We start from the raw sequence: 23643 nt of genomic DNA, 5'->3' as shown, positions 1-23643 counted from the left end.
GCTCCTGTGATGTTGATTGGACTTGCGAGGTACAAAACGAACCGACTTCGAAACTGTGAGCGTCGCGACCTGCGGACCATGCGCCACCGTCCGGCCCGGCAGCGGCTATGATGCGGCGTCACTCGGGGAGAGCATTCGATGAGCCTGGTCGCGAAGATCCTGCGGCACAAATCGGTTGAACAATTGCAGGCGGAGGCCGGCAAGCGCTCGGACTTCCGCCGCGTGCTGGGGCTGTGGCAGCTCACCGCGATCGGCATCGGCGGCATCATCGGCGTGGGCGTGTTCGTGCTCGCCGGCCAGCAGGCCGCGGAGAACGCCGGCCCGGCGGTCGCGCTGGCGTTCCTGATCGCCGGCATCGCCAGCGCCGCGGCGGCGCTGTGCTACGCCGAGTTCGCCGGGATGATCCCGGTCACCGGCAGCGCCTACACCTACAGCTACGCGACCCTGGGCGAACTGGCGGCCTGGCTGATCGGCTGGGACCTGTTACTGGAATACGCATTGATCGTCGCGGTGGTGGCGATCGGCTGGTCGGGCTATGTGCAGGTCTTGCTCGAAGGCGTCGGCATCCATCTGCCGGTGTGGGCGCAAGGCGCGATCGGCACCGGCGAAGGCCGGGTGTTCAACGTGATCGCCGCCGGCGTGACCCTGGCGGTCTCCGGGCTGCTGGTGTTCCGCACCGAATGGGGCGCGCGCTTCAACACCCTGATCGTGGCGATCAAGGTCCTCGCCGTGCTGCTGGTGATCGGCGTGGGCGTGTTCTACATCAACACCGCCAACTGGACGCCGTTCATTCCCGAGCGCGTGATCGACGCGAACGGCGTGGGCCACTTCGGCTTCGCCGGCGTCGGCACCGCCGCGGCGGTGGTGTTCTTCGCGGTGTTCGGTTACGACACCCTGACCACCGCGGCCGAGGAATCCAAGAACCCGCAACGCGACCTGCCGCGCGCGGTGCTGCTGTCGCTGGGCGTGTCGATGGTGCTGTACCTGGCGGTGTCGCTGGTGCTGACCGGCATCGCCCACTACTCCACCCTCGGCGGCGACGCGCCGGTGTCGGACGCGTTCGCCGCGCTCGGCCTGCCGTGGATCGCCAAGGCGATCGCGTTCTCGGCGGTGATCGGCATCGCCAGCGTGTTGTTCGCCTTCATGCTGGGCGCGGCGCGGATCTGGTTCTCGCTGTCGCGCGACGGCCTGCTGCCGGGCTGGTTCGCCAAGATCCATCCGAAGTACGGCACTCCGCACCGCCCGACCATCGTGCTGGGCGTGTTCACCGCGCTGGTCGCCGGCTTCCTGCCGATCGGCGAGGTCGCCAAGCTGGTCAACATCGGCGTGCTGTCGGCCTTCATCATCATCTGCGCGTCGGTGTGGGTACTGCGCGTGCGCAAGCCGGACCTGTTCCGTTCCTTCCGCACCCCGCTGGTGCCGCTGATCCCGATCATCGGTATCGGCTTCTCGATCTGGCTGCTGTCCGAGCTGGCCGCGATCACCTGGCTGATCTTCCTGATCTGGCTGAGCCTGGGGCTGCTGGTGTATTTCGGGTATGGCATTCGCCATAGCAAGCTGGCGCAGGAACAGCAGACCTGAGATCGACGCGACGGTGGCGGCGCTGAGGCCGTCGTCGCCTTCGTGAAGCGATCGTCGTTATCGTGAATTCGCGGTCGCGGCTTGCGCCGCTCCTACAGGTAGGCCATGTCGTTGCGGGCTCGCCCCTGTAGGAGCGGCGCGAGCCGCGACCGCCATACCTCACTCACCGCGAAACCCTGATCCTTGCGCACATCCGCTCACCGCGGTGCGACATACCCGCCCGGCACGCCCTCGGGCGACAACACCACCTGCCACAGCTGCGCATGGCGGCTGCGGAACGTCGCCATCGACGCGGCCAGGTAGAACCGCCACATGCGCCGGAAGCGCTCGTCGTAACGCGCGTCCAACCGCTCCCAGGCCGCTTCGATGTTGTCGCGCCACGCCTGCAGGGTCAGGTCGTAGTCGGCGCTGAAGTTATGCCAGTCCTCGATCACGAAACGGCCTTCGACCTGCTCGGCGATCTGCTGGGCCGAGGGCAGCATCGAATTGGGGAAGATGTACTTGGCGATCCACGGGTCGGTGTGGGTCACCGATTTATTGCCGCCGATGGTGTGCAGCAGGAACAGGCCGCCGTCGTCGCTGTCGCGGTCCAGGCAGCGCAACGCGACGTCGAAATAGGTCGCGTAGTTCTTGTAGCCGACGTGCTCGAACATGCCGAGCGAAAAGATCCGGTCGAAGCGTTCGTCGGCGTGATCGCCGCTCAGGTCGCGATAATCCTGCAGGCGAAATTCGATCGGCAGGCCCTGGCACAGCTCGCGGGCGAAGTCGGCCTGCTCGCGCGACACGGTCACGCCGACGCCGACGATGCCGTAGCGCTCGGCGGCGAACTTCAAGGCCTCGCCCCAGCCGCTGCCGATGTCGAGCACGCGCATGCCGGGTTTCAGGCCGAGCTTGCGGCAGACCAGATCCAGCTTGGCTTCCTGGGCCGAGTCCAGGTCCGCCAACGGCCGGCCGTCGCGGTCGCGCCAATAGCCGCAGCTGTAAACCAGGCGCTTGCCGAGCATGGCGCGATACAGGTCGTTGCCGAGGTCGTAGTGGCGCTCGCCGACGGTGAAGCTGCGGCGGTGGCTCTGCAGGTTGATCAGGTGCGCGCGCAGGCCGTCGAGGATCGCGGCCCAGCCGTGCACCTGCTCGTCGACGTGGGCGCGCAGCAGCCGCACCAGCATCCCGTCGAGCGAGGCCGCATGCCAGCTGCCGTCCATATAGGTTTCGCCCAGGCCGAGCGAGCCCTGCGCGATCACCCGCGCATAGAATTCGTCGTCTTCGACCTGGATATCCCAGGGCCGGTCGCCGCCGATGCGCACATCGGCCAGCGCCAGCAAGCCTTCGACTCGTTTACGCAGCGACGCAACGGACATTTCGGCCTCGTTCGGCGTGGTGGGCTCGGTCGGTCAACGTTTCGCGGCGCCCTGCGTGAAACCGCGCGCGGCGCGCCGGGGCTCATCCTGAGACGGTTTTCCGGGCAGTTCGCCCGAGTGGCGCGGGTGCGTCGCGCTTGCCGGCACGATAGCAAACCGCTGCTCGCGCGATGTGCCCGATCGCGCTGTTTGGGCTGAACACTGAGTTGCGTGGGACGAGCCTTGCGCAGTGTCGCTACGGGGCTGGTTTGGCGGCCGGTTTCGAGACCGATGCAAGTGTCGCGGTGGGCGCGTTGCCGCGGTCGCGGCTCGCGCCGCTGCTACAGGCAGGCCATGGCGGTGACGCGGTTTTTCGCTGTTCTCCCTCTCCCGTTCACGGGAGAGGGCCGGGGTGAGGGCCGCTCAAACCCCGCCGACGAACAGGGCCCGGTACTCCGGCGCCACATGCGGCAGCAACACCGCCGCCGGCACTTCGACCATCTGGGTGCCGTCCGAGTACGGGCCGACTTCGTACGGCGCGAACACGAACTTCAAGCCGCTGAGCTTGCCGTCGGCGGCCTTGATCGGCTCGAACATGGCGAAATTGGCCGCGTCGGCGCCGGTGCCGTCGTCGATCATGCGCGCGCCGGTTTCCATCTGCTCGGCGCGCACCGCCGGCTCCGGATCGTCGGCGTCGATGCGCTGCGACAGCGCCGAATGCAGCTGCTCGCGCACGTAGCGCGAGATCGCGTCCCAGCCGGCCTTCTGCGGCACCAGTTCGTTGGCCTTGAGCAGCTTGTTCTGCTTGGGCAGCCAGACGAAGCGCGCGATCAGCGGCGCGGCATGGGCGCCGCCGGTGTAGCTGCTGCCGTCGGCGGACACCGCGACCATCTCGGGCGAGTCGAGCACGTCGTTGAAGGTCAGCGACAGTTCGTACGGCGAGGGGTTTTCCTTGGCGGTGCGGCCGTTGGCCGATTCGACCAGCTCGGCGCGCGCGCCGTCGGCGAAACGCTTGAGCTCGCGCGCCAGACCCGGGTACTTGGCGGCCTGGGTGTCGTAGGTGATGCCGACCACGTAATTGGGCGTGGTCTCGACCACTTCCTTGAGTTCGACCGCGCCGTCGTCGGTCGCGACCGGCGCGGGCAGCGTCGTTCCTGGGGTGGCCGGCGCGTCGGCGGCCGGCGGCGGCGTGGCTTCCTTCTTGCAGGCCGCCAGGGCCAGAGCAAGCAGACAGACGGCGGTGACGCGCTTCATGCAGCAATCCTTTTGACTGACGTCCATGGATGTTTCGCGCGACATTATCGCGCAAAGCGTGACGCCGACATCTAGATCGCCGAGCGAATTCGCTCAGGTCGCGCGCGCGCCGGTGGCGGTTGTGCGCCGGTTCACCACTCGGTGCGGTGCGGCAGCAGCCCCTGCAGTTCCGGATCGGTCAGGTTGCGCCATTGGCCGGGCTTGAGGTGGCCGAGCTTGACGTTGCCGATGCGCGCGCGCAGCAGCTGCTTGACCCGGAAACCGAAGTGCGAGGCCATCAACCGGATCTGCCGGTTGAGGCCCTGCACCAGCACGATCCGGAAACCGAAACGGCCGAGCTTGCCGGTCTTGCACGGCAGGGTGGTCTGGCCGTGGATCGGCACGCCACGGGCCATGCCGCGCAGGAATTCGGGGGTGACCTCGTGGTTCACCGCGACCAAGTATTCCTTTTCCAGCTTGTTCTCGGCGCGCAGGATCTCGTTGACGATATCGCCGTTGCTGGTCAGCAGGATCAGGCCCTCGGAGTCCTTGTCGAGGCGGCCGATCGGGAAGATGCGCCGGTCGTGGCCGACGAAGTCGACGATGTTGTCCTTGACCCCGGACTCAGTGGTGCAGACCACGCCGACCGGCTTGTTCAAGGCGATGTAGACATGCTGGCGCTTGCCCTTGACCGCGACGCGCGCGCGCACGATCTCGCCGTCGATGCGGACCTCGTCGCCCTCGCCGACCTCGCTGCCGACCCGGCCGCGGATCCCGTTGACGGTAACCCGGCCTTCGGCGATCAGCCCGTCGGCCTCGCGGCGCGAGCAGAAACCGGTGTCGCTGATGTGTTTGTTCAGACGCATGAGGCAAGCATGCCGGAAAACCGGCTGGCGGGTGACGAGGGGCGCGTAGGCTGGCACAGACGCCGCGGATTGGCGAGCGCGGCGGGTCGGGCCGGGGCGCTGGCGCCTTGTCCGATTCAGCAAACTTCGCGGCTGTGGGCATGGTCCTACCCGCTTCCGATGCCCTTCCCCGAAGCATTCCCCCCTTTGAAAAAGGCGAGCCAGGGGGGATTTGCTCTTAGCCTGGGATCGCACCGCAATTCGCCAAAAGCAAATCCCCCGCGCTGAGGCACTGCGCAACCTCGATTGACGCCGGGCGCTCGCCCCCTTTTTCAAAGTGGGCGACGGTTGGCGCGCTTGGGTGTGGCGGGATCAAGTACCGGAATTTCACCGAGCGCTGCCCTGCCCGCTCAAGATGCCGCTACCCCGAAGCGTCCCCCCCCCTTTGAAAAAGGGGGGCCAGGGGGGATTTGCTCTTAGCCTCGGATCGCGGCGATAGCTAAAAGCAAATCCCCCGCGCTGAAGCACTGCGCCACCTCGATTGACCCCGGGCGCTCGCCCCCTTTTTCAAAGTGGGCGACGGTTGGCGCGCTTGGGTGTGGCGGGATCAAGTACCGGAATTTCACCGAGCGCTGCCCTGCCCGCTCAAGATGCCGCTACCCCGAAGCGTTCCCCCCCCTTTGAAAAAAGGGGGGCCAGGGGGGATTTGCTCTTAGCCTCGGATCGCAACGCAATTCGCCAAAAGCAAATCCCCCGCGCTGAAGCACTGCGCCACCTCGATTGACCCCGGGCGCTCGCCCCCTTTTTCAAAGTGGGCGACGGTTAACGTGCTTGGGTGTGGCGGGATCAGCATCGGAATTTGAAATCGAAGGCGTTTGGACCAGGGCGCTCGCAGCCCCCCGTCTTCAACACTGCTCTCGCCAAGTCGAGTCGAGCCAAGCCAAGCCGAACCGAGCCGTTACGCCAACAGCTGCGAATACTCAGGATGCCGCTCGGCCCAGGCGGCGGCGTACGAACAGGCCGGACGCACCTTGTAGCCGTTGCTGCGCGCGTACTCGAACGCGGCCTTGACCAGGTCGCCGGCGATGCCGCGGCCGCCGATCGCTTCGGGCACGCCGGTGTGGGTGATGACGAGCTGGTCGTCGCGCATCTGGTATTCGAGCAGGGCCTGCACGCCGTCGACGACGACGGTGAAGCGCTGCTGGCGGGATTCGTGCTGTACGGAGGCGGTCATCGGACGGTCCTGTGCGGTAAGAGACGGCGAAACACGCGGCTGTCGGCGCGTGCCGCGGTTGGCGATGTCCGCATGCGCGCAGATCGCTGCAAGGCGGCGAAACCGGCATGCATCGGGCACCACACCAAAAGATTGCGAAGCCCGCGGGCATCGGGCCTCGCCATGACGAGGCCCGCGGTCGCCGGAATCGCCGCGAGGCGACGATCCCGGCCGCACGGCTTATCCGCGATTGTCGCGCTTGCCCTGGTTGTGGCGGTCCTGGGTGCTGTTGGAGCCCTGGATCGCATCCATCCGGCTCTCGGCGGCATGCAGTTCGCCGGCCTTCTGCGCGGCGCTGTCGGACTGCGGACCGGGCTGCGGGACGTGGCCACCGTGGCTGCCGTCGAGTTGCTGCCACGGCTGCGGGGTGCGCGCCTGCTCCTGCTTGGCTTCGAGCAGGCGGCGGGTGTTTTCCAGCGCCTGCTCGGCGCTGATGTGGCCCTCGCGCTCGGCCTGGCCCGCATCGCCTTCGCCGGAATCTTCATCGTCGGAGTCGTCGCTCGAAGCGGCCGGCGCGGCCTCATCGGCGGCGTCGCTGGCGGCCTCGTCTTCGCGCTGCGGCGGCGTGGCGGTGTCGCGCTCGGACGCCGCGGTCTCGGCCTCGACCGCGGTTTGGGCGGCGCCCTGCGCGGCGACGCTGCCGGCGGCACCCGACGACTGAGTCTGATGACGTTCGGATTGCAACGCGGGCGCGGCGGCTTCGCTGGCCGATGCGGCGGCGACCAGCGAACCGGCCGGCACCGTCGACGGCGCTTCCACGCTCGGCGCGGCCTTCGGCTTGCGTTCGGCCTTGGGCTTCGCCGCGGCCGGTGCCTTCGTCTCGGCCGGCGCCTGAGCCTCCGGCGCCGCGGTCACCGCGGCGGCAGCCGGCTTGGCGGCTGCGCGCTTGGGCGCGGCCTTCGGCTTCGATTCGGAGATCGAATCCGACTTGGGCGCCGCGACAGCCGGCGTCGCAGCCTTCGGCGCGGACTCGGCGGCCGGCGCGCTCGCGCGCTGCGGCTTGGCCGGTGCGGCCGGCTTGGGCGCGCTCGCCGTGGACGGGGTCGTCGCCGGCTTGCCCGCAGGCTTCGCTGCGGTTTGTTTGGGCGCGGCTTGCTTGGCGACCGCGGGCTTGGAGGCGGCCTGCTTGGAAACCGCCGGCTTGCTCACCGGCGCGGTCGACTTCTTGGCCGCCGCGGGTTTGACGATTACCAGCGCCGCGGCCGGCTTGCGCGCGACGGCGGGCTTCGCGGTGCGTACCGCCTTCTGCGGCGCGGCCTGCCTGCTCGACGGCTTCTTGCCGGCGATCGGCTTGCTGACGAGCTTGCTGGACGCCGCTTTACCACCGGCAGCCTTTCGCGGCGCGGCTTTGCTGGCGGTCGCCTTGCTCGGCGCGGCCTTCTTCACCGCGATCTTTTTCGCTGCGGGCTTCTTGGCGACCGCCTTCTTGGCGACCGCCTTGCTCGAAGCGACGGTCTTGGCGATCCCCTTCTTGGCCGGCGCGACCTTCTTGGCGACGACCTTATTGCCCGCGACCTTCTTGCCTGCCGCCTTGGCGACGGTCTTCTTGCCAGCCGCGGCCTTGCCGGCGACGGGCTTCTTGGCCGGCGACTTCTTCGCCACGGCCTTTTTACCGGTGATTTTCTTGGCCGCGGCCTTCTTGCCCGCCGCCTTGGCGACGGTCTTCTTCAGCGCCGGCTTGGTCACAGCTTTCTCGGCCACAGCCTTCTTGGTCACAGCCTTCTTGCCCGCGGCCTTGGCCACGGTCTTCTTGCTCGCGGCCTTGCCGGCGGCGCTGCGCGCGGTCTTGCCGACCGCGGCGCGCTTGCTCGTGGATGCCGCGGATTTTGCAACTGATTTGGCTACTGACTTGCCGGTTTTCTTGGTCGCCATACTTCACTCCTCATCGAGTCTTACGAATGCGCGAATGATAGCGGCTGCCCCCATCAACACATCAGCCTGCGTGCGTACGCAGTGTCGTGTTAGCACGCATCACCTTCATGGCGGGTGAGCGACGGTGAGAGTCGCCGCATCGCGTCACGCGCCTGATCCTGCCCGACCGCTGTTGACGCCGTGCGTCACTTCGACCCCTCGAAAACCGCCGAAACCGCTGGCATGAAAGATGCGTAGAACTGTGAGTAAGTCCACATGGAAACAGAGAAGGGGATTCCAGATGACTCGCCACATCGACCAATACAGCGACAACGTCCATGCCCAGGCGGTGATTGCCCGTCTTTACGACATCGCCCGCAACGGCGACACCGATGGCAGCGAACTGCGCGAACTCGATGCCGAGATCCAGGCCGGCCTGGCCGCCGCCTACGGCGAAAGCGAGCCGCTGCCCGAGCACTCGATGGCCGCCTGAGCCGCTGCAACCGATCCGGCCGCGCCGCGACAGCGCGCGCGCCACGAAAAACGGCGGCCTCTGGCCGCCGTTTTCGCATTCAAGACGTCACCCGGCCGCGGCCGCGTGGCCGCGAGCCTCAGCCGAAGAAGCTCGGCAGGCTCGGACTGGCCAGCTTCTCCAGAAACACCAGGCCCATGCGCGGCTCCATCAGCAGCATGAACAGCAGGCCGTAGATCGCGCCGGACAGATGCGCGCTGTGGTTGATGTTGTCGCCGCCGCGCTTGTCCATCCAGTACGAATAGGCGACGTAGGCGATCGCATAGACCACCGCCGGCACCGGGATCACGAACACGATGATCCAGCTCCACGGCGACACCAGCACGAACGCGAACAGCACCGCCGAGACCGCGCCGGACGCGCCCAGGCTGACGTAGCCGCTGTCCTTGCGGTGACGCAGGTAGCTGGGCAGGATCGCGACCACGATCGCCGACAGGTAGAAGAACGCGAACACCACCGGCCCGACCAGCTGGCTGAACACGCTCTCGACCGCGCGGCCGAAGAAATACAGCGTGATCATGTTGAACAGCAGGTGCATCCAGTCGGCGTGCACGAAGCCGTGGGTCAGCAGGCGGTCGTACTGGCGGAAGCGCTCCACGCCCGGGGGCCACAGCACCAGGCGTTCGTACAGGCGGCGCTTCTCGAACGCCTGCCACGACACCAGCACGGTCACGGCGATCAGGACATAGGTGATCATGGTCGGGTCGGGCTCTTGTTATCGGATCGGGGCATCAATCGTGGACGGCGGCGGTCAGACCGCGCGGTAATGGTCCTGCATCGGATAATTGCGCGCGTACAGGCCGAACGCGGCCGCCGCGGCGAAGGCGAAACCGGCGAAGAAGAACATCAGGAACGCGTTCTCGCTCAGGCCGGTGGCGGCGATATGGCCGATCACCGTCTCGTTGCGCACCGCCGCGTTGGTCAGCATCACCCACAGGTTGCCGAAGGTGCTGGTGAGGTACCACATGGCCATGATCACGCCCTTCATCGCCGGCGGCGCCTGGCTGTAGGCGAACTCCAGCGCGGTGGCCGAGACCAGAACCTCGCCGAGGGTCAGCAGGATGTAGGGAAGGATCTGCCATGCCAGCGACATGGGGTGGCCGGCGTCCATATACAACTGCAGCACCGCGGCGATCACCCACGACAGGCCGGCCATCACGATGCCGAAACCCATGCGCCGCAGCGGCGTGGGGTTCAGGCCGATCCGGCGCAGCGCCGGGTACAGCAGCAGGTTGTTGAACGGGATCAGCAGCATCACCAGCAAGGGGTTGATCGCCTGCATCTGCGAGGCCGCCGCGCGCGCGCCGCCTTCGCCGGAAATCAGCCAGGTCGGCCACCACCACAGGTCGGTCGGCACCACCATCTTCTGGCCCTGCAGCACCCAGGTCGACGCCTTCTGGTCGAACAGCGACCAGAACGGGGTCACGAAGGCGAACACGATCAGGATGCGCAGCACCGCGCGCACGCCGTCGACCGCGGCGTCAGGGTGCTTGCCACGGGCGCGGTCGAGCTGCAGCGAGATGCCGTAGCCGCCGAAACCGATCAGCAGCCCCAGCGCCAGGCAGGCGCTTTTGACGAAGCCCATCGCCGGCAGCACGGTCAGCGACAGCGCCGCCACCGCCAGCACCACGCCGAGCGCGGCCACGATCAGGCCCGGATTGCCCTGCCCCGGCGCCTGGGCGGTCAGCGCGGTGCGGGCGACGTTGAAGAACGAATCCGGATCGGGCGCGTAACGGGTCGGCGGCACCCGCACGTAGCGATTGCGGCCCAGCCAGAAGATGAAGGTGGCCAGGAACATCAGCGCGCCGGGAATGCCGAAGGCGACGCTGGGGCCGTACTCGCGCAGGAAGATCGGCATCAACAGCGACGCGAACAGCGAGCCGAAGTTGATCGTCCAGTAGAACGCGTCGAAGACCAGCTTGGCCTTGTGCTTGTTGCTCTGGTCGAACTGGTCGCCGCAGAACGACACCACCAGCGGTTTTATCCCGCCGGCACCGAACGCGATCAAAAACAGGCCGGTGTAGAAGCCGGTCTGGTTGTGCTCGAACAGCGCCAGGCAGGCATGACCGGCGCAATAGATCAGCGAGAACCAGATGACGGTGTTGTACTTGCCGAAGTAGCGGTCGGCCAGCCAGCCGCCGAGCAGCGGGAAGAAGTAGGTGCCGATCATGAAGCTGTGGAACACCTCCTTGGCCAGGTGTTCGCGCTCGGCCAGGTCGGAGGTGGACGCCAGCAGCAAGGTCCCGACCAGGAACGAGGTCAGGATGTTGCGCATGCCGTAGAAACTGAAGCGCTCGGCCGCCTCGTTGCCGATGATGAAACCGATCTGGCGGGGCATGCGGCCCTGCGAATCGACGGTGGCGGTGGCGGCTTGGCTCATCTACGGTCCTCGGCGGTGTGTCGGGGGCGGTCGGGCGCGTCGTCAGGCGCGCGGCCTGGAGCCGTCGCGGCATCGCCCCGCGCAAGGCGCGGACGCAACAGGGCCGGGGCGGTCCAGCCCGACAGCCTAACCGATCGACCGCGCGCCCGGCTTGGCCCGGACAGGCGCCAGGGTGGGCCCGCCCATTCAGCCGATTAAATCGCCGGCTCGCCGATCTGCAGCTCGTATTCGAAGTTCTGGATCATCCGGCCGAAGTCCGCATCCGTGTCGTTGCCGTAGTTGGCGCCGATCACCAGCCGGTGCTTGCCCGGCGCCAGCGGCGGCAGCAGCAGCCAGTAGCCGTCGGCGGCGGCGTGATAGGGGCCGGGATGCTTGCGGTCTTCGTCACCGTCGGGAAAGGGGTCGAAACAACGCGAGGTCAGCCGCGCGGGCCGCGGCAGCGCCTTGCCGTCGAGCACGGCCACCGCGCTGACCAGCGCGTCGTTGTTGACCATGACCTGCGCCTTGACCTGATCGCAGTCGTGCGCGTACTCGCCGATGCGCGGCGCGTGGAAGTACATGTTGATGACCGGCACCAGCAGGTGCTTGCCCGCCGGTATCTGACAGCGGCGCCGGACCTCGGAGCGACCGTCGGTGCCGGCCAGGAACCAGACCGGGCCGTCTTCGTCCTGGCCCAAGGCGCAACGGCTGCCGTCGGGGTCCTGATACGGCCGCGCGCCATCGTCGAAGCTGTGGGCCCAACGCCACCAGCGCACGGTCCATTCGGCCGGGCTGAGGCCGCCGACCGCGGCGCCGACCGCCACCACGCGGGCCTTCGCGGGCGTCGCCTCGGCGGACGCGCCGGCTGCAACGGCCATCGGCAGGCTCGCCGCGCAGGCGACCGCCACGGCGATCGCGAACGCGGCCATTCGGCGTCTGACGCCGCCGTCGCGCGGCGCGATCACGGCGTTCGCACGCGACGACGCATCGGTTGTGTTGGCGTCCATCCGATCGGTGTCCTTGTCCGCGCGGGTTCCGCCGGGCATCCGCGCCCCGCTCACGCCCACTCGCTCAAGCCTTCGCGCTGATACAGCGTGGCGAACCCCGGACGCGCCTTCATGCGCTGGGCGAACGCGCCCAGATGCGGCCAGTCGTGCGCCGGCCTGGGCATCTTGCGGGTCCAGCGCATCAGCATGGTCAGGTAGAAATCGGCGACGCTCAGACGCTCGCCGAGCAGGTACGGCCCGTGCTGCGCCAGTTGCGCGTCGAACCGCTCGCAGGCGGCCTCGATCCGCGCCTGCGCGCCGAGCCGCACGGCCTCGTCGTCGGCCTGCAGGTCGGAGGGATACCACCACAGCCGCAGCGGTGCCTGCAGGGTGTTGGTCAGGTTGAACATCCACTGGTTGTACTGCGCGCGCCGCGGATCGGCGACGCCCGGCGCCAGACCGGCCTCGGGGTGGCGATCGGCCAGGTACATGGCCAGCGCCGCGGCTTCGTAGCGCGGCTCGCCGTCGACGATCAGGGTCGGCACCACGCCGTTGGGATTGAGCGCGAGGTACTCGGCGCGCTTGTGGTCACGCGCGTCGATATCGACCGTTCGCAGTTCGTGTGCCAGGTCCATCTCGATCAGCAACCAATGCACCACGAGGCTGGCGGTGCCGGGTGAGTAATACAAAGCATACATGCGGGGCCGTCCGGACGATTCGAAGCACGAGGCGATGCGCAAGTTTAGGCCATCGCCGGCGGCGCGGCGGCGAGGCGACGCGGCATGACTGCTGTCACCTGTTGGCGGCAGCGCTAGAGCTGCACAGGCGCGGCCGGGCGCGATCCCGTAAATTAGCCCACGCCACGCGCCCATCGCCGACGGCGCGCCTGCCCTCGCTCAGGAACCGCTCCCATGTCGCCACGCCTTTCCCGCTTGCTGCTGATCATCGGTCTGAGCCTGGCGATCGCCGGCTGCGATTCGATCAACCGCGCATTCGAATACGCCTCGCGTCCCGCCGACGACAAGTCCGCGCAGACGCCGCCGCCCGCCGACACCATGGCCGCGCCCGACCGCTCGACGCCGGCCGCGCAGCGGCCGACCGCGCAGAACACCGGTGCGCCCGACACAGGCGCATCCGCACCGACGCAACCGATCGCCGGTGCGCGCCGCGCGACGCCGCCGCGGGGCGTCGAGCCAGTGGTGCCGATCGTTCCGGTCGTCCCGGTCGAAGCGCCCGACACCCGCCCCGGCGGCGAAGCCGGGCTCGCGCTCGGCGTGCGCGAGGGCTATCTGCGCGAAGCGCGCAACAGCGACCGGAACGAATGGCTGGCCACTCAGAAACCCGGCGACGCGCGCGGTGGTTCGTCCGCGTTCGCGATGCATAACGCCTACGTGGTGCTCAAACCGTATCGAGTCCCGAGCGGCCTGTACGGCGCGCATTCGGCCACGTTCTACGTGCCGCGCGGGGTGCCGCGTCCGACCGGCGAACTCGGCCACTCGGTGATCTACGACTTCAACACCCGCACCTGCGCCGGCCTGCCCTGCAATCTCGATTGATCGCCTCCCCTTCCGCTCGCTGGATGTCCGTAATGACCCACACCCGCTCGTCCCTGCCCCTCGCTCTACCGCACGCCACCGCCGCGTTGTGTCTCGCGCTGACCACCGCACTCATCGCGCCCGTCGCGACCGCCGCCGCGCCGCAGGCGCTGAGCACCGTGTCCGAACGCAGCGGGTTCGTGAAAACCGGCCGCTACGACGAAGTCGTCGCGCTGTGCAAAGCTTTCGCCCAGCGCTATCCCGACGCGGTGCGCTGCGAGGACTTCGGCACCACGCCCGAAGGCCGGCCGATGAAGATGCTGATCGCGACCCGCAGCGGCGCGTTCACCCCGCAACAGGCGCAGGCCAAGCAATTGCCGGTGACGCTGATCCAGGGCGGCATCCATTCGGGCGAAATCGACGGCAAGGACGCGGGCTTCCTGGCCCTGCGCCAGATCCTCGACGGCGAAGCGGCGAAGGACGCGCTCGACAAGCAGGTGTTGCTGTTCGTGCCGGTGTTCAACATCGATGGTCATGAGCGCTTCGGCCGCTGGAATCGCCCCAACCAACGCGGCCCGGAGGAAATGGGCTGGCGCACCACCGCGCAGAACTACAACCTCAACCGCGATTACCTCAAGGCCGATGCGCCCGAGATGCAGGCCATGCTCAAGCTGGTCCAGCGCTGGGACCCGCTGGCCTACGTCGACCTGCACGTCACCGACGGCGCCAAGTTCGAACACGACGTCTCGATCCAGGTCGAACCGGTGCATGCCGGCGACGAAGCGCTGCGCGCGGCCGGCACCGCATGGCGCGACGGCGTGATCGAACGCCTGTCGACCCAGGGTTCGCTGCCGCTGTCGTACTACCCCTCCTTCGTCGAATCCGACGATCCGACCTCCGGTTTCGAGGACAGCGTGCCGCCGCCGCGTTTCTCGCACGGCTATTTCCTGCTGCGCAATCGCCTGGGCATGCTGGTCGAGACCCATTCGTGGAAGGACTACCCGACCCGCGTGCGGATCACCCGCAACACCATCGTCGACCTGCTCGAACTGATCGCCGCCCACGGCGCGCAATGGCGCGAACAGGCGCTCGCCGCCGACCAGCGCGCGCAGTCGCTCGGCGGCCAGCCGGTCGCGCTGGACTACAAGGCCAGCGACAAGACCCGCACCGTCGCCTTCCGCGGTTACGCCTACACGCGCACGCCGTCGGACGTGTCCGGCGCGCTGATGACCCGTTACGACGAAACCAAGCCGCAGATCTGGAACATCCCGCTGAAGTACGACATCCAGCCCAGCCGGGTGGTCGACGCGCCGCGCGGCGGCTATCTGGTGCCGGCCGCGCAGGCCGCCTGGGTCGCGACCAAGCTCGATCAACACGGGGTGAGCTATCGCCGCCTCGATCACGCCCTCAAGCAGGCGCCGGTGCAGAGCTTCCGCGCCGACAAGGCCGAATTCGCGGCGACCTCGGTCGAAGGCCATCAGCGCGCGACTTTGACCGGCGCCTGGAAATCCGAACCGCAGGATTTGGTCGCCGGCGCGCTGTTCGTGCCGATCGCCCAGCCCAAGGCGCGGCTGGCGATGGCGATCCTGGAACCGCTGGCGCCCGACTCGCTGGCCGCGTGGGGCGAGTTCAACAACGCCTTCGAACGCAAGGAATACATGGAGGACTATGTCGCCGAAGACGTGGCCCGCGAGATGCTCAAGGACCCGAAGGTCAAGGCCGAATTCGACGCCAGACTGCAAGATCCGGCCTTCGCCAAGAGCCCGCAGCAGCGTCTGGATTTCTTCTATCGCAAGCATTCGGCGTGGGATACGCGTTACAACCAGTATCCGGTGCTGCGTATCGAGTCGGTTCCGCGCTGAGATCGACGCCGCGCTGATTTCTACGAGGCGAGCCCTGCACACCTCGAACGCGCGAAGCTCCGACTTCGCGCGTGTTTTTGTTTTCGGAACGACAAATCACGTAAGCGCCTGCTGTAGAAGCGACGTCCCACGGAGATTTTCTTCGATTACAAATGGCGAACGCGACCTCGCGCTGTCGACGCGGGCGAGGCTTCGCGGTCGCGGCTTGCGCCGCTCCTACAGTCGCTTTCGGCGGGTCCGATACACGCCGCCGCGCTTCATCGGTCGCCCCCTGTAGGAGCGGCGCAAGCCGCGACCGCGAACCTGCGCCCACGACGAACCACTGCGCAACGTCGCGCAACTCACGGACATCGCCCTACACGCCACTAACCTTCCGCGCGTTATCCTGCCTCAAGCGTCCAACCACCGAGAGACACCGCATGCGTTCGCGCCTGATCCTGCTGTGTACCCTGCCCGCGCTGCTGCTCGCCGCCTGCGCCGATAAAACCGCACCGACCGCGACACCGAAACCCGCCGCCGCGGCCCCCGCCCCAACCGGCCTGGCCTTGCGCGCCATCGGCACCGAGCCCGGCTGGGTCGCCGAAGTCGGCGCCGGCGCGCAACCGAAGATCTCGCTGCAGCTCGACTACGGCCAGCGCAAGCTCGAGGTTCCCCAGGCCACGGTGATCGAGGAAAGCAACGGCTTCGCCGGCGACACGGCCGACGGCACCGCGGTCTCGCTGACCTACAAGCGCGAACAATGCAGCGACGGCATGAGCGATCGCGATTACCCGGCCAGCGTGACCCTGCAGGTCGGCGATCAGCAGTATCTGGGCTGCGCGGAGTTTCCGACGCCATGACCGCGACCCAATCGCGATGCGCGGCGGCGAGCACCGCGCGTTGGCCGGCCTTTGCCGCGCTGGCTCGTACTGCGCCGATGCGCACCATGCTGGCCGCGACGCTGTTCGCGTTCGCCACTTTCGCGATGGCCGCGCCGCCCTCGCCGCAATCCCCGCCAGCAAGCAAGGACTCAGGCGCGCAAATCGGCGTGCTCACCCTCAACCTGTGGCACGACAAGGGCGACTGGCCGAAACGCCGCGCGCTGATCGTCGAAGAGATCCAGCGCCTGAAACCCGACCTGATCGCCCTGCAGGAAGTGCTGCAACGTCCGGGCCTGCGCAATCAGGCCGAGGATCTCGCCGAGGCGACCGGTTACCACGTCCGCTTCGTTTCGGTCGATCCGCCGCAGGCCGAGCGCCGCTACGGCAATGCGATCCTGTCCAAAGATCCGACCATGACGCGCGACATGCGCAAGCTCGAACCCTTGAACGATTACCGCACCGCCGCGTATGCGCGGTTCATATTCGATACGATGCACAACGGCGTGGCGTTCTACGCCACCCATCTGCATAACGAGCGCGACGGCGGCGCGATCCGCCAGCGCCAGATCGCCAGCCTGCTCGACTTCATCGACGGCACCAGCCCCCCAAACGATACCCTCGACGGCACCCGCCCCCCGAGCGACGTCATCATCGCCGGCGATTTCAACAGCGATGCCGATTCGCCCGAACTCAAGGCGCTCGCCGCGCGCTATCGCGATGCCTACGCACAGGCGCACCCCGACCTCGCCAAGGATGCGGCGCGCAGCACCACGCTCAACCCGGCGTATCTGCCCGCACAACGCATCGACCACGTTTTCTACGATCCGGCGGGGTTCGATCTGCTCGAAGCGCGCATCGTGCTCAACCACCCGCGCGACGGAATCTGGGCGTCGGACCATTTCGGACTGTACGTCCGGCTGCGCCCGATTCCAGGGTTTGACCGGCGCCGTCACCGAACTGAAATACGCCAGCCCTAGCGTGGCGGGTTCCCCCGTCGCGCCTGGAGCCCCGCATGATCCGTTCCGCCCTCACCGCCGTGCTGCTCGCCTGCGCCGCGCCCGCTTTCGCCGGCCACGCGTCCGCGGCGCAGTGGACCTTGACCGATATCGAAGAAACCCCGGCGACCACCCGCGACGCGGTGCGTCTGCCGCCGGGCACGCCCGACCAGGCCAATCTCAACCGCTTCGGCTTCTACTCCGACCTCACCTACAACCCGCGCGACGGCTATTGGTATGCGTTGTCCGACCGCGGCCCCGGCGGTGGCGTGATCGATTACGCCACCCGCGTGCAGCGTCTGCGTATTCCGTTTGACCGCCGCAGCGGCCGGATCGGCCAGCCCGTCGTCGACAAGACCATCTTGTTCACAGCAGGTCGCGGCGAGACCTTCAACGGCCTCAATCCGCTGCTGCTCAACGGCGATGCGTCCAAACTCGGCATGAGCTTCGATCCGGAAGGCTTCGCGATCGGCCGCAACGGCCATTTCTACGTCGCCGACGAATACGGGCCGAGCGTGTACGAGTTCGCCCCGAACGGCCGTTTCCTGCGCGCGTTCGCCACGCCCGACAACCTGTTACCGCGCAACGCGACCGGTGCGCTCGATTACGTCGGCGACCGCAAGTCGGTGGTGAGCGGCCGTCAGGACAACCGCGGTTTCGAAGGCCTGAGCTTCAACGCCTCGGGCGACAAGCTGTACGCGGTGATGCAGGACCCGCTGACCCAGGACGGCGCGAGCAACGACGGCCGCCGCGGCCGCAACGTGCGCATCGTCGAGTTCGATGCGCGCAGCGGCCGTTCGCAGGCGCAGTACGTGTACCAGCTCGAACCGATCGCCGCCTTGAACGCGATCGACCCGTCCAGCGACGACGATTTCTCCGCGACCAATCAGGGCCGCAGCATCGGCCTGAGCGCGATCCATGCGCTCAGCGATCGCGAGTTCCTGGTGCTCGAACGCGACAACCGCGGCCTCGGCGTCGAGGTCACCGCCGCGCCGCTGCACAAGCGCGTGTACCGCATCTCGCTGCGCGGCGCGAGCAATGTCGCCCAGCGTTCGCTGGCCGGCAGCAACGACTTGCCCGCCGATGTGCGCCCGGTCGCCAAGGCGCCCGAGCTCGACATCCTCGCCGCGCTGCGCGACGCGGGCGCGCGCGATATCCCGGAGAAACTGGAAGGCCTGGCGATCGGCCCGCGCCTGCGCAACGGCAAGCACCTGGTGCTGATCGGCAGCGACAACGACTACAGCGTGACCCAGACCGGCGCCGGCGAGCAGTTCGAAGTCTGCGTGAACCGCGGCAGCGGCGAACGCGCGCAGGTGCCGTTGGATGGCGATTGCCCGAGCGGCATGAATCGCATTCCGGGTACGTTGATTGCGTTCGCGGTGGATTTTAGGCGCTGAGGCGAGGCGCTTACGCTGGCATCGAGCGTATGGCCCCAGCCTCCGCGCAACAGTTCCCCCCTTTGAAAAAGGGAGGCTAGGGGGGATTTGCTTTTGCTCTTCGGCTAGCGCAACGAAACCAGCAAAAGCAAAAGCAACAGCAAATCCCCCGGCGCACGCACCTATTACGCTTCTACAAGCGACGCCGGGCGCCAGCCCCCTTTTTCAAAGGGGGCGAATTGACGGCGCTTCTTAGCGGAATCGAAATTAAGCTTCGGGATTCGGGATTCGGGATTCGGGATTCGGGAATCGGGAATCGGGAATCGGGAATCGGGAATCGGGATCGAGTCTGCGCGGCATCATCGGCGGCATGCGGCTCTCAGCGAACCCGCATGAGCGACATGCTTCATCGCAATCACCCACAATCGTTGCGCCAAAACGATTGCAAGCACACGACACGCAACAACTCATCAAACACCTGACAACCTACTTCTTCGCCACATACTTCCAATTGCGAATCTTGCCCCCCGCCATCCACTCCACCGCCTGAGCGACGCGACTGCTGCGGGTCTGTTCGCGCTTGGCGCTTTCGATCCACTCCACGTACTCGCGCTGCTGGCTGACCGGAAACGCGGCGTACGTAGCGCGCGCCTTGGCATTTTTCTTGAAGGCCGCGGCCAAGTCGTCGGGAATCACCACCGGTGGCTTGGGCGCGCGGGTCTTGCTCGCGGGCACATCGCTCGTCGCAGTCCGACCCGCTGGCGCCTTATTCGCCGCGGGCTTGCCGGCGGTTTTCTTGCCCCGAGCATCGATCAAGACCATCGCCTGCTTGAGCAGTTTCGACAGCTCGCGCTTGCCCGGCAGGTCGCCGACTTTGGTCAAGCGGCCAAACTGGCCCATCGCCTCGCGGCTGCGTTCCTGCGATGCGCCGACCACGCTCGCGCCCTGCCAGAAACCGAAGGTCGCATGCTGCTTGAACGCGCCCATGCCGCACAGGATCTTGCCGCCGTAGACGAAACTCGGCATGCCCCACTTGATCGTTTCCTCGACCTGCGGACAGGCCGCGTGGACGACGGCGCGCAAGTGTTCGAGGATCGGCTGCGCGAACGGCGCGGCCTGGGCGATATAGGCATCGATGCGCGGATCGGTCTGGCTCATGGCGGCCTCCGGGACGGATACCGGCCTATTGTGCTCCGCTCACTCGCGCAGCGACCACTGCCCCAGCACGGTGTAGGCGTTGCGTGCGCCGAGTTGGCTGTGGATCAAGGCGAAGTCGGCGACCCACCAGTCGATCGCCTCGATCGCGATCGGCGGATGCAGCGCCGCGGCGGCATCGCGCACGATGGTCACGTGCGGGGTCAGGCTGTGGCCGCCTTCGACCCGCACGCCGCGCTTGGCCAGGGCGACGCCGAGCCGATCGAACAAGGCCTGCAATCCGGCCGGCGTGTGTTCGCAACCCAGCCACCACGGGATCGAACGATTGCGGAAACTGCCGGCGCGATCCAGGCGCAGTTCGAATGCGTTCGCGACCACCTCGGCGGCCGCGGCCTGCGCCGCCTGCGCGCGCTCGGCCTGGAATTCGTGGGCGTCGCCGAGGAACTGCAAGGTCAGGTGATAGCGATGCGCGCCGATCAGGCGGCCGCCGCCGTCGTGACGCGCGTGGATGTCGGCGGCCGCGCCCGCCATGCGCTGGCGCGTCGCGTCGTCGGGCAACAGCGCGAAGAACAGGCGGTGGATGTCGGTCGAAACGGGCGGCGCGGCGCCGAACAGAGAGTCCTGATGCATGGGCGAAGTTTACCCGCGCGGACGGGCAGCCCGCGCGGCCGCTGCAACTTTTTGTCGACCGATCCATGGCCGGCTGCGCCCCGATCGCAGCGAAGTGCGTCGCGGCTGAAGCTCCTCAATCAAAAGATCGCGATGCCGCTTCCAGACATGTGGCACCACGCTCGATATAAGAAACTTCAACCGCGATCAACCAAACGCCGACGCTATCGGCGGCCAGGTTCCGCTCCAAGTCGGCGAGGCCGGAAACCTCCGAACTCACCCCGCTGGCTTGCCTGTCCCGGCTCCACTCACCGGCGGTGTTTCCGCCTCGCGCTTGCGCGTGTCCTCGATCAACACCTCGCTCGCCGCCTTGCGCACCGCGTCAGGATCAGCCTTGCGCAAGTCGGCATCCGCGGCCAGGCCGAGCCGGCTGGTCACCGCCGCGATCACTCGCTTGTTGGCGTAGGGATGCGGATGATCGGGTTCGTCGTCCTGGCTGCGGTAGAACTTGTCCAGCAGCTTGATCCGGGTTTCATCGGCCTTGGCCAGTTCGACCAGTTTGGCGCGGTATTCCAAGGTCCACGACGGCATGTCCGGCCAGCGTTTCATGTCGGCGAAATGCTGGGCCTCGTGGCCGAGAAAACTGACCCGGAAATCCTCGCCCTTGAGGTCGCCGTAGGACGAACGCACCGCATACAGGCCCTCGGGTTTGGCCCAACCGGCCGCGCCGGTGGCGCCGCAGGCGCTGTGATGGCTCCAGCCGCGGCTGAGCCAGTCGTCCATCAGGAACACCCGCACCGGTTGTTTCTCGCCGCCAGGCAGGTCGACGGTGTAATCGCGCTCCTCCTGCTTGCCCCACAGGAACAGGTCGTACAACGGCGGCGTGCGGCCCTGCAGCGGATGGAAGCCGCGCTTGCGCAGTTCGACGTTGAGCGGTTCGATCATCGCATCGAAGGCGTCGTCGCCATCGGCCGGCGGCGGCTGGCCGGTCAATGCGGCCAGTTCGGCCTTGAGTTTCGCATCGAAGGCCGGACGCGCGGCCGGATCGCGAACCGCATTCCACCAATAGCGCTGGTAGATCTCCAGCACCTGACGCGCCAGCGGATCGGTGGTGGTATCGGCCAGGTACGGCGGCGCGCGACGGTCGTGGCGGGCCAGCATGCAACCGCGGAAGGTCGCGTCCTTCTGGTTGAATTGTTCGACCGGCGCGGCTTTCAACACGGTCAGCGCGGTCGGCACATCGGCGCGCAGCACCGCGCCGAGCGCATCGCTGACCGCCTTGGCGGCTTCGGGGCCACTGTCGCGCGGCGGCGGCAGGGTCGCGGCCGAACCGCCGACGACCCAGGCCATCAGCACCGGCAATGTGGTGACAACGGGCAACAAGCGATTCATGGGGAAGGCTCCGTGGGCGCCGGGCGGCGCGTTGGAGTCATTAGGCGGCGAGCGCGGGGCGCCGGTCTTGTACGTACTTGATCTGCCGCCGCAATTGCATCGGCGTGCAGCCGGCATGGGCGACGACGACGCGATGCAGATGGCTCTGGTCGGCGAAACCGGCCGCGGCGGCGACCTCGGCCAGCGACTGCGCGCCGGCGAGCAGATGCAATGCGCGGCGCCAGCGCGCTTCGCGACGCAAGGCGCGCGGCGACATGCCGTAGCTGCGGCTGAGCGCGCGGCTGGCGTGCTCGGCCGACACGCCCAGGCGCCGCGCGAGCACGGCGATGTCGTCGTCGCTGTCGGCCATCGCGCGCAGCAGCGCGGGCTGCCAGTCGGGTTGTTCCGCGGCGGCCTGCGGAACGGCGACGGCGAGCAATTCGGGCAGGCGCTGCGGACAGCGCGCGAACACTTCGCTGGCCTCGCGCAGGTCGTGCACCTGCCAGGCGCTGGCGGCGAGTTGGAGCGTGGTCTCGGGCAGTTCGATGTTCAGCGCGCTCGCGCCGAGCCGGCCGAAGCGATCGCCGTGGGCGTGATAGGCCGGATGCAATACCAGCGTGCCGGGCCGGCACGGCAGCGGGCCGTCGAGACTGGATTCGGTGTAATCGCCGTCCAGCACCAACGCCGCGTACGGCGCGCGGTGGCGATGGGTCGCCAGGGTCGCGCCGCGCGCATGGCGGGTGCGGTAGGCGCCGCCGTCGCTCATGGGGTCGCGTCCGCCTTTGGTTTGGCCGTGTCCGCCGGCTTGCGCAGGTAATCGGCGAGCCCGGCCAGTTGCAGGCCCTGGACCTTGTCGATCACCGGTACGAACTTGCTCAGATCGTCGGGGGTGTAACCGCCGGCGCGGTAGTACAAGGCGATGCGGGTACCGCCTTGCGGGGCCGGCGCGAGCCGGAATTCCATCGCCCCGCTCAGGCCCATGCCCTGCAGCGGGCCGAGCCCGCCGAGCAGGCGCAGGGTCTTGCCGGGATCGACGAAGGCCACGGTCATGTGCAGCGCCTGCTGCTTGCCGTCGCGGCCGATCTCGCAGAAACAGCCGCCGGCGCGCGGGTCGATGCTCAGGGTGGACCCCGCGCCCCACCAGGTGTGGTCCTTGGGCCACCAGCGATCGACCTCGCCGACCAGGGCTTTCCAGGCGGTGGCCGGATCGACCGGCACCGTCTGTTCGTTCTCGATGGTGAAGCCGTTCGCGGCGACGTCCTTGACCGCGGCCGGGGCGGCCGTGCACACCGCGAACAGACCGGCCGCCAGGGCCACCGTGGTTGTGATTCGAGCCATCGCCGTTCTCCCGCGCCGGCCCGGTCCGGGGCCTCATGGCGCGATTAGGGACCGTGGCCGCGAGAGCCGCAAGGGAAGGAAGTTGGGGTGAGCGGACGCGCTCGCGAGCCACAGGCTCGCGCGTCCGCGAACGCCAGGGCGACCAGCCCTGGCCGGGGTCGTAACCACCCGATCTGATCGCGGCGCATCGAAGCGATATCAGTGAACGTTGTTCGCGGTGGCTTGCGGGCTGAAGGATTGACCGCGGACAGAGCGCAACCAGACCGCAGGCCGCCTATTACCCCCGTCATCCCCGCGAACGCGGGAATCCAGTGACTTTGTCCGTCACTTCTAGATGATACGTAGCGCGGGTGCCTACTCTAAAGTCACTGGATTCCCGCGTTCGCGGGAATGACGTTCTGGAAGATCAAGAAGTGCTGGCGGTTTAGTACGTAGAGCGCGGACGGAAGATCAACGCAACTTCCATTCCGTCATCCCCGCGAAGGCGGGGATCCAGAGACTTCAGAGCAATGCATCGGTGAAGCCCTGGATCCCCGCCTTCGCGG

The 23643-nt window shown here is 67.6% G+C and carries 21 protein-coding genes; 7 read left to right on the top strand and 14 right to left on the bottom strand.

What is annotated here, in order from left to right:
* The first annotated feature begins 138 nt into the window (after positions 1 to 138).
* A complete protein-coding gene (locus IEQ11_RS09595; protein WP_191823672.1) occupies positions 139 to 1581 on the top strand; it encodes an amino acid permease in 1443 nt (480 codons plus the stop codon).
* A gap of 197 nt (positions 1582 to 1778) precedes the next feature.
* Here the strand turns inward: IEQ11_RS09595 and cfa are convergent, their stop codons facing one another.
* From cfa to IEQ11_RS09570, 5 genes are all read right to left on the bottom strand, one after another.
* Complete coding sequence (gene cfa / locus IEQ11_RS09590; protein WP_191823673.1) at positions 1779 to 2939, bottom strand: cyclopropane fatty acyl phospholipid synthase; 1161 nt, start codon at positions 2937 to 2939, stop codon at positions 1779 to 1781.
* 402 nt (positions 2940 to 3341) lie between these two features.
* A complete protein-coding gene (locus IEQ11_RS09585; RefSeq protein WP_036112671.1) occupies positions 3342 to 4172 on the bottom strand; it encodes a DUF3298 and DUF4163 domain-containing protein in 831 nt (276 codons plus the stop codon).
* A 131-nt stretch (positions 4173 to 4303) separates the two neighbouring features.
* The gene (locus IEQ11_RS09580; protein WP_036112674.1) at positions 4304 to 5017 is read right to left on the bottom strand and encodes a pseudouridine synthase; all 714 of its coding nucleotides are present in this window, start codon (positions 5015 to 5017) and stop codon (positions 4304 to 4306) included.
* Between the two features lie 937 nt (positions 5018 to 5954).
* Positions 5955 to 6230 (bottom strand): GNAT family N-acetyltransferase, encoded by a 276-nt coding sequence (locus IEQ11_RS09575; RefSeq protein WP_191823674.1) that lies wholly within the window; start codon positions 6228 to 6230, stop codon positions 5955 to 5957.
* Between the two features lie 219 nt (positions 6231 to 6449).
* Positions 6450 to 8141 carry a hypothetical protein gene (locus IEQ11_RS09570; RefSeq protein ID WP_191823675.1) on the bottom strand — a complete coding sequence of 564 codons (1692 nt, stop codon included), beginning with the start codon at positions 8139 to 8141 and terminating at the stop codon, positions 6450 to 6452.
* Between the two features lie 280 nt (positions 8142 to 8421).
* On the opposite strand from IEQ11_RS09570, the gene IEQ11_RS09565 reads away from it, so the two are divergent.
* Positions 8422 to 8613: a hypothetical protein gene (locus tag IEQ11_RS09565; protein ID WP_046656288.1), complete on the top strand. Its 192-nt coding sequence runs from the start codon at positions 8422 to 8424 to the stop codon at positions 8611 to 8613.
* A 118-nt stretch (positions 8614 to 8731) separates the two neighbouring features.
* On the opposite strand, the gene IEQ11_RS09560 is transcribed toward IEQ11_RS09565, so the two are convergent.
* The 4 genes from IEQ11_RS09560 to IEQ11_RS09545 form a co-directional block, all read right to left on the bottom strand.
* Positions 8732 to 9349 carry a rhomboid family intramembrane serine protease gene (locus IEQ11_RS09560; protein WP_046656287.1) on the bottom strand — a complete coding sequence of 206 codons (618 nt, stop codon included), beginning with the start codon at positions 9347 to 9349 and terminating at the stop codon, positions 8732 to 8734.
* A gap of 54 nt (positions 9350 to 9403) precedes the next feature.
* On the bottom strand, positions 9404 to 11032 hold the full coding sequence (locus IEQ11_RS09555; protein WP_057921356.1) for a POT-type proton-dependent oligopeptide transporter: 1629 nt from the start codon (positions 11030 to 11032) through the stop codon (positions 9404 to 9406).
* Between the two features lie 194 nt (positions 11033 to 11226).
* Positions 11227 to 12018, bottom strand: coding sequence for a hypothetical protein (locus IEQ11_RS09550; RefSeq protein WP_191823676.1), 792 nt, complete (start codon positions 12016 to 12018; stop codon positions 11227 to 11229).
* A gap of 50 nt (positions 12019 to 12068) precedes the next feature.
* Positions 12069 to 12695 carry a glutathione S-transferase family protein gene (locus IEQ11_RS09545; RefSeq protein WP_191823677.1) on the bottom strand — a complete coding sequence of 209 codons (627 nt, stop codon included), beginning with the start codon at positions 12693 to 12695 and terminating at the stop codon, positions 12069 to 12071.
* A 213-nt stretch (positions 12696 to 12908) separates the two neighbouring features.
* Between IEQ11_RS09545 and IEQ11_RS09540 the strand changes: the two genes are divergently transcribed.
* From IEQ11_RS09540 to IEQ11_RS09520, 5 genes are all read left to right on the top strand, one after another.
* Complete coding sequence (locus IEQ11_RS09540; protein ID WP_191823678.1) at positions 12909 to 13553, top strand: hypothetical protein; 645 nt, start codon at positions 12909 to 12911, stop codon at positions 13551 to 13553.
* A gap of 32 nt (positions 13554 to 13585) precedes the next feature.
* The gene (locus tag IEQ11_RS09535; RefSeq protein ID WP_191823679.1) at positions 13586 to 15394 is read left to right on the top strand and encodes a M14 family metallopeptidase; all 1809 of its coding nucleotides are present in this window, start codon (positions 13586 to 13588) and stop codon (positions 15392 to 15394) included.
* Between the two features lie 419 nt (positions 15395 to 15813).
* Positions 15814 to 16233, top strand: coding sequence for a hypothetical protein (locus IEQ11_RS09530; protein WP_191823680.1), 420 nt, complete (start codon positions 15814 to 15816; stop codon positions 16231 to 16233).
* Positions 16230 to 17231: an endonuclease/exonuclease/phosphatase family protein gene (locus IEQ11_RS09525; protein ID WP_191823681.1), complete on the top strand. Its 1002-nt coding sequence runs from the start codon at positions 16230 to 16232 to the stop codon at positions 17229 to 17231. The genes IEQ11_RS09530 and IEQ11_RS09525 overlap by 4 nt, the downstream gene beginning before the upstream one ends.
* A 35-nt stretch (positions 17232 to 17266) precedes the next feature.
* Positions 17267 to 18646 (top strand): esterase-like activity of phytase family protein, encoded by a 1380-nt coding sequence (locus tag IEQ11_RS09520; protein ID WP_191823682.1) that lies wholly within the window; start codon positions 17267 to 17269, stop codon positions 18644 to 18646.
* Between the two features lie 465 nt (positions 18647 to 19111).
* Here the strand turns inward: IEQ11_RS09520 and IEQ11_RS09515 are convergent, their stop codons facing one another.
* From IEQ11_RS09515 to IEQ11_RS09495, 5 genes are all read right to left on the bottom strand, one after another.
* A complete protein-coding gene (locus IEQ11_RS09515) occupies positions 19112 to 19783 on the bottom strand; it encodes a YdeI/OmpD-associated family protein (RefSeq protein WP_191823460.1) in 672 nt (223 codons plus the stop codon).
* Positions 19784 to 19822: 39 nt separating this feature from the next.
* A complete protein-coding gene (gene thpR / locus IEQ11_RS09510; protein ID WP_191823459.1) occupies positions 19823 to 20410 on the bottom strand; it encodes an RNA 2',3'-cyclic phosphodiesterase in 588 nt (195 codons plus the stop codon).
* Positions 20411 to 20665: 255 nt separating this feature from the next.
* Complete coding sequence (locus IEQ11_RS09505) at positions 20666 to 21781, bottom strand: hypothetical protein (protein ID WP_191823458.1); 1116 nt, start codon at positions 21779 to 21781, stop codon at positions 20666 to 20668.
* 40 nt (positions 21782 to 21821) lie between these two features.
* On the bottom strand, positions 21822 to 22526 hold the full coding sequence (locus IEQ11_RS09500) for a helix-turn-helix domain-containing protein (protein WP_191823457.1): 705 nt from the start codon (positions 22524 to 22526) through the stop codon (positions 21822 to 21824).
* Positions 22523 to 23098: an SRPBCC family protein gene (locus IEQ11_RS09495; protein ID WP_191823456.1), complete on the bottom strand. Its 576-nt coding sequence runs from the start codon at positions 23096 to 23098 to the stop codon at positions 22523 to 22525. The genes IEQ11_RS09500 and IEQ11_RS09495 overlap by 4 nt, the downstream gene beginning before the upstream one ends.
* Between the last annotated feature and the right edge of the window lie 545 nt (positions 23099 to 23643).

The organism is Lysobacter capsici (assembly GCF_014779555.2).
In the GTDB taxonomy this organism is placed as follows: domain Bacteria; phylum Pseudomonadota; class Gammaproteobacteria; order Xanthomonadales; family Xanthomonadaceae; genus Lysobacter; species Lysobacter capsici.
This window is presented reverse-complemented; position numbering and strand designations above follow the sequence as displayed.

Bases quoted from the DNA above. Each gene is read 5' to 3' on its own strand.
- IEQ11_RS09595 (WP_191823672.1), top strand. From the start codon at position 139: ATGAGCCTGGTCGCGAAGATCCTGCGGCACAAATCGGTTGAACAATTG.
- cfa (WP_191823673.1), bottom strand. From the start codon at position 2,939: ATGTCCGTTGCGTCGCTGCGTAAACGAGTCGAAGGCTTGCTGGCGCTG.
- IEQ11_RS09585 (WP_036112671.1), bottom strand. From the start codon at position 4,172: ATGAAGCGCGTCACCGCCGTCTGTCTGCTTGCTCTGGCCCTGGCGGCC.
- IEQ11_RS09580 (WP_036112674.1), bottom strand. From the start codon at position 5,017: ATGCGTCTGAACAAACACATCAGCGACACCGGTTTCTGCTCGCGCCGC.
- IEQ11_RS09575 (WP_191823674.1), bottom strand. From the start codon at position 6,230: ATGACCGCCTCCGTACAGCACGAATCCCGCCAGCAGCGCTTCACCGTC.
- IEQ11_RS09570 (WP_191823675.1), bottom strand. From the start codon at position 8,141: ATGGCGACCAAGAAAACCGGCAAGTCAGTAGCCAAATCAGTTGCAAAA.
- IEQ11_RS09565 (WP_046656288.1), top strand. From the start codon at position 8,422: ATGACTCGCCACATCGACCAATACAGCGACAACGTCCATGCCCAGGCG.
- IEQ11_RS09560 (WP_046656287.1), bottom strand. From the start codon at position 9,349: ATGATCACCTATGTCCTGATCGCCGTGACCGTGCTGGTGTCGTGGCAG.
- IEQ11_RS09555 (WP_057921356.1), bottom strand. From the start codon at position 11,032: ATGAGCCAAGCCGCCACCGCCACCGTCGATTCGCAGGGCCGCATGCCC.
- IEQ11_RS09550 (WP_191823676.1), bottom strand. From the start codon at position 12,018: ATGGACGCCAACACAACCGATGCGTCGTCGCGTGCGAACGCCGTGATC.
- IEQ11_RS09545 (WP_191823677.1), bottom strand. From the start codon at position 12,695: ATGTATGCTTTGTATTACTCACCCGGCACCGCCAGCCTCGTGGTGCAT.
- IEQ11_RS09540 (WP_191823678.1), top strand. From the start codon at position 12,909: ATGTCGCCACGCCTTTCCCGCTTGCTGCTGATCATCGGTCTGAGCCTG.
- IEQ11_RS09535 (WP_191823679.1), top strand. From the start codon at position 13,586: ATGACCCACACCCGCTCGTCCCTGCCCCTCGCTCTACCGCACGCCACC.
- IEQ11_RS09530 (WP_191823680.1), top strand. From the start codon at position 15,814: ATGCGTTCGCGCCTGATCCTGCTGTGTACCCTGCCCGCGCTGCTGCTC.
- IEQ11_RS09525 (WP_191823681.1), top strand. From the start codon at position 16,230: ATGACCGCGACCCAATCGCGATGCGCGGCGGCGAGCACCGCGCGTTGG.
- IEQ11_RS09520 (WP_191823682.1), top strand. From the start codon at position 17,267: ATGATCCGTTCCGCCCTCACCGCCGTGCTGCTCGCCTGCGCCGCGCCC.
- IEQ11_RS09515 (WP_191823460.1), bottom strand. From the start codon at position 19,783: ATGAGCCAGACCGATCCGCGCATCGATGCCTATATCGCCCAGGCCGCG.
- thpR (WP_191823459.1), bottom strand. From the start codon at position 20,410: ATGCATCAGGACTCTCTGTTCGGCGCCGCGCCGCCCGTTTCGACCGAC.
- IEQ11_RS09505 (WP_191823458.1), bottom strand. From the start codon at position 21,781: ATGAATCGCTTGTTGCCCGTTGTCACCACATTGCCGGTGCTGATGGCC.
- IEQ11_RS09500 (WP_191823457.1), bottom strand. From the start codon at position 22,526: ATGAGCGACGGCGGCGCCTACCGCACCCGCCATGCGCGCGGCGCGACC.
- IEQ11_RS09495 (WP_191823456.1), bottom strand. From the start codon at position 23,098: ATGGCTCGAATCACAACCACGGTGGCCCTGGCGGCCGGTCTGTTCGCG.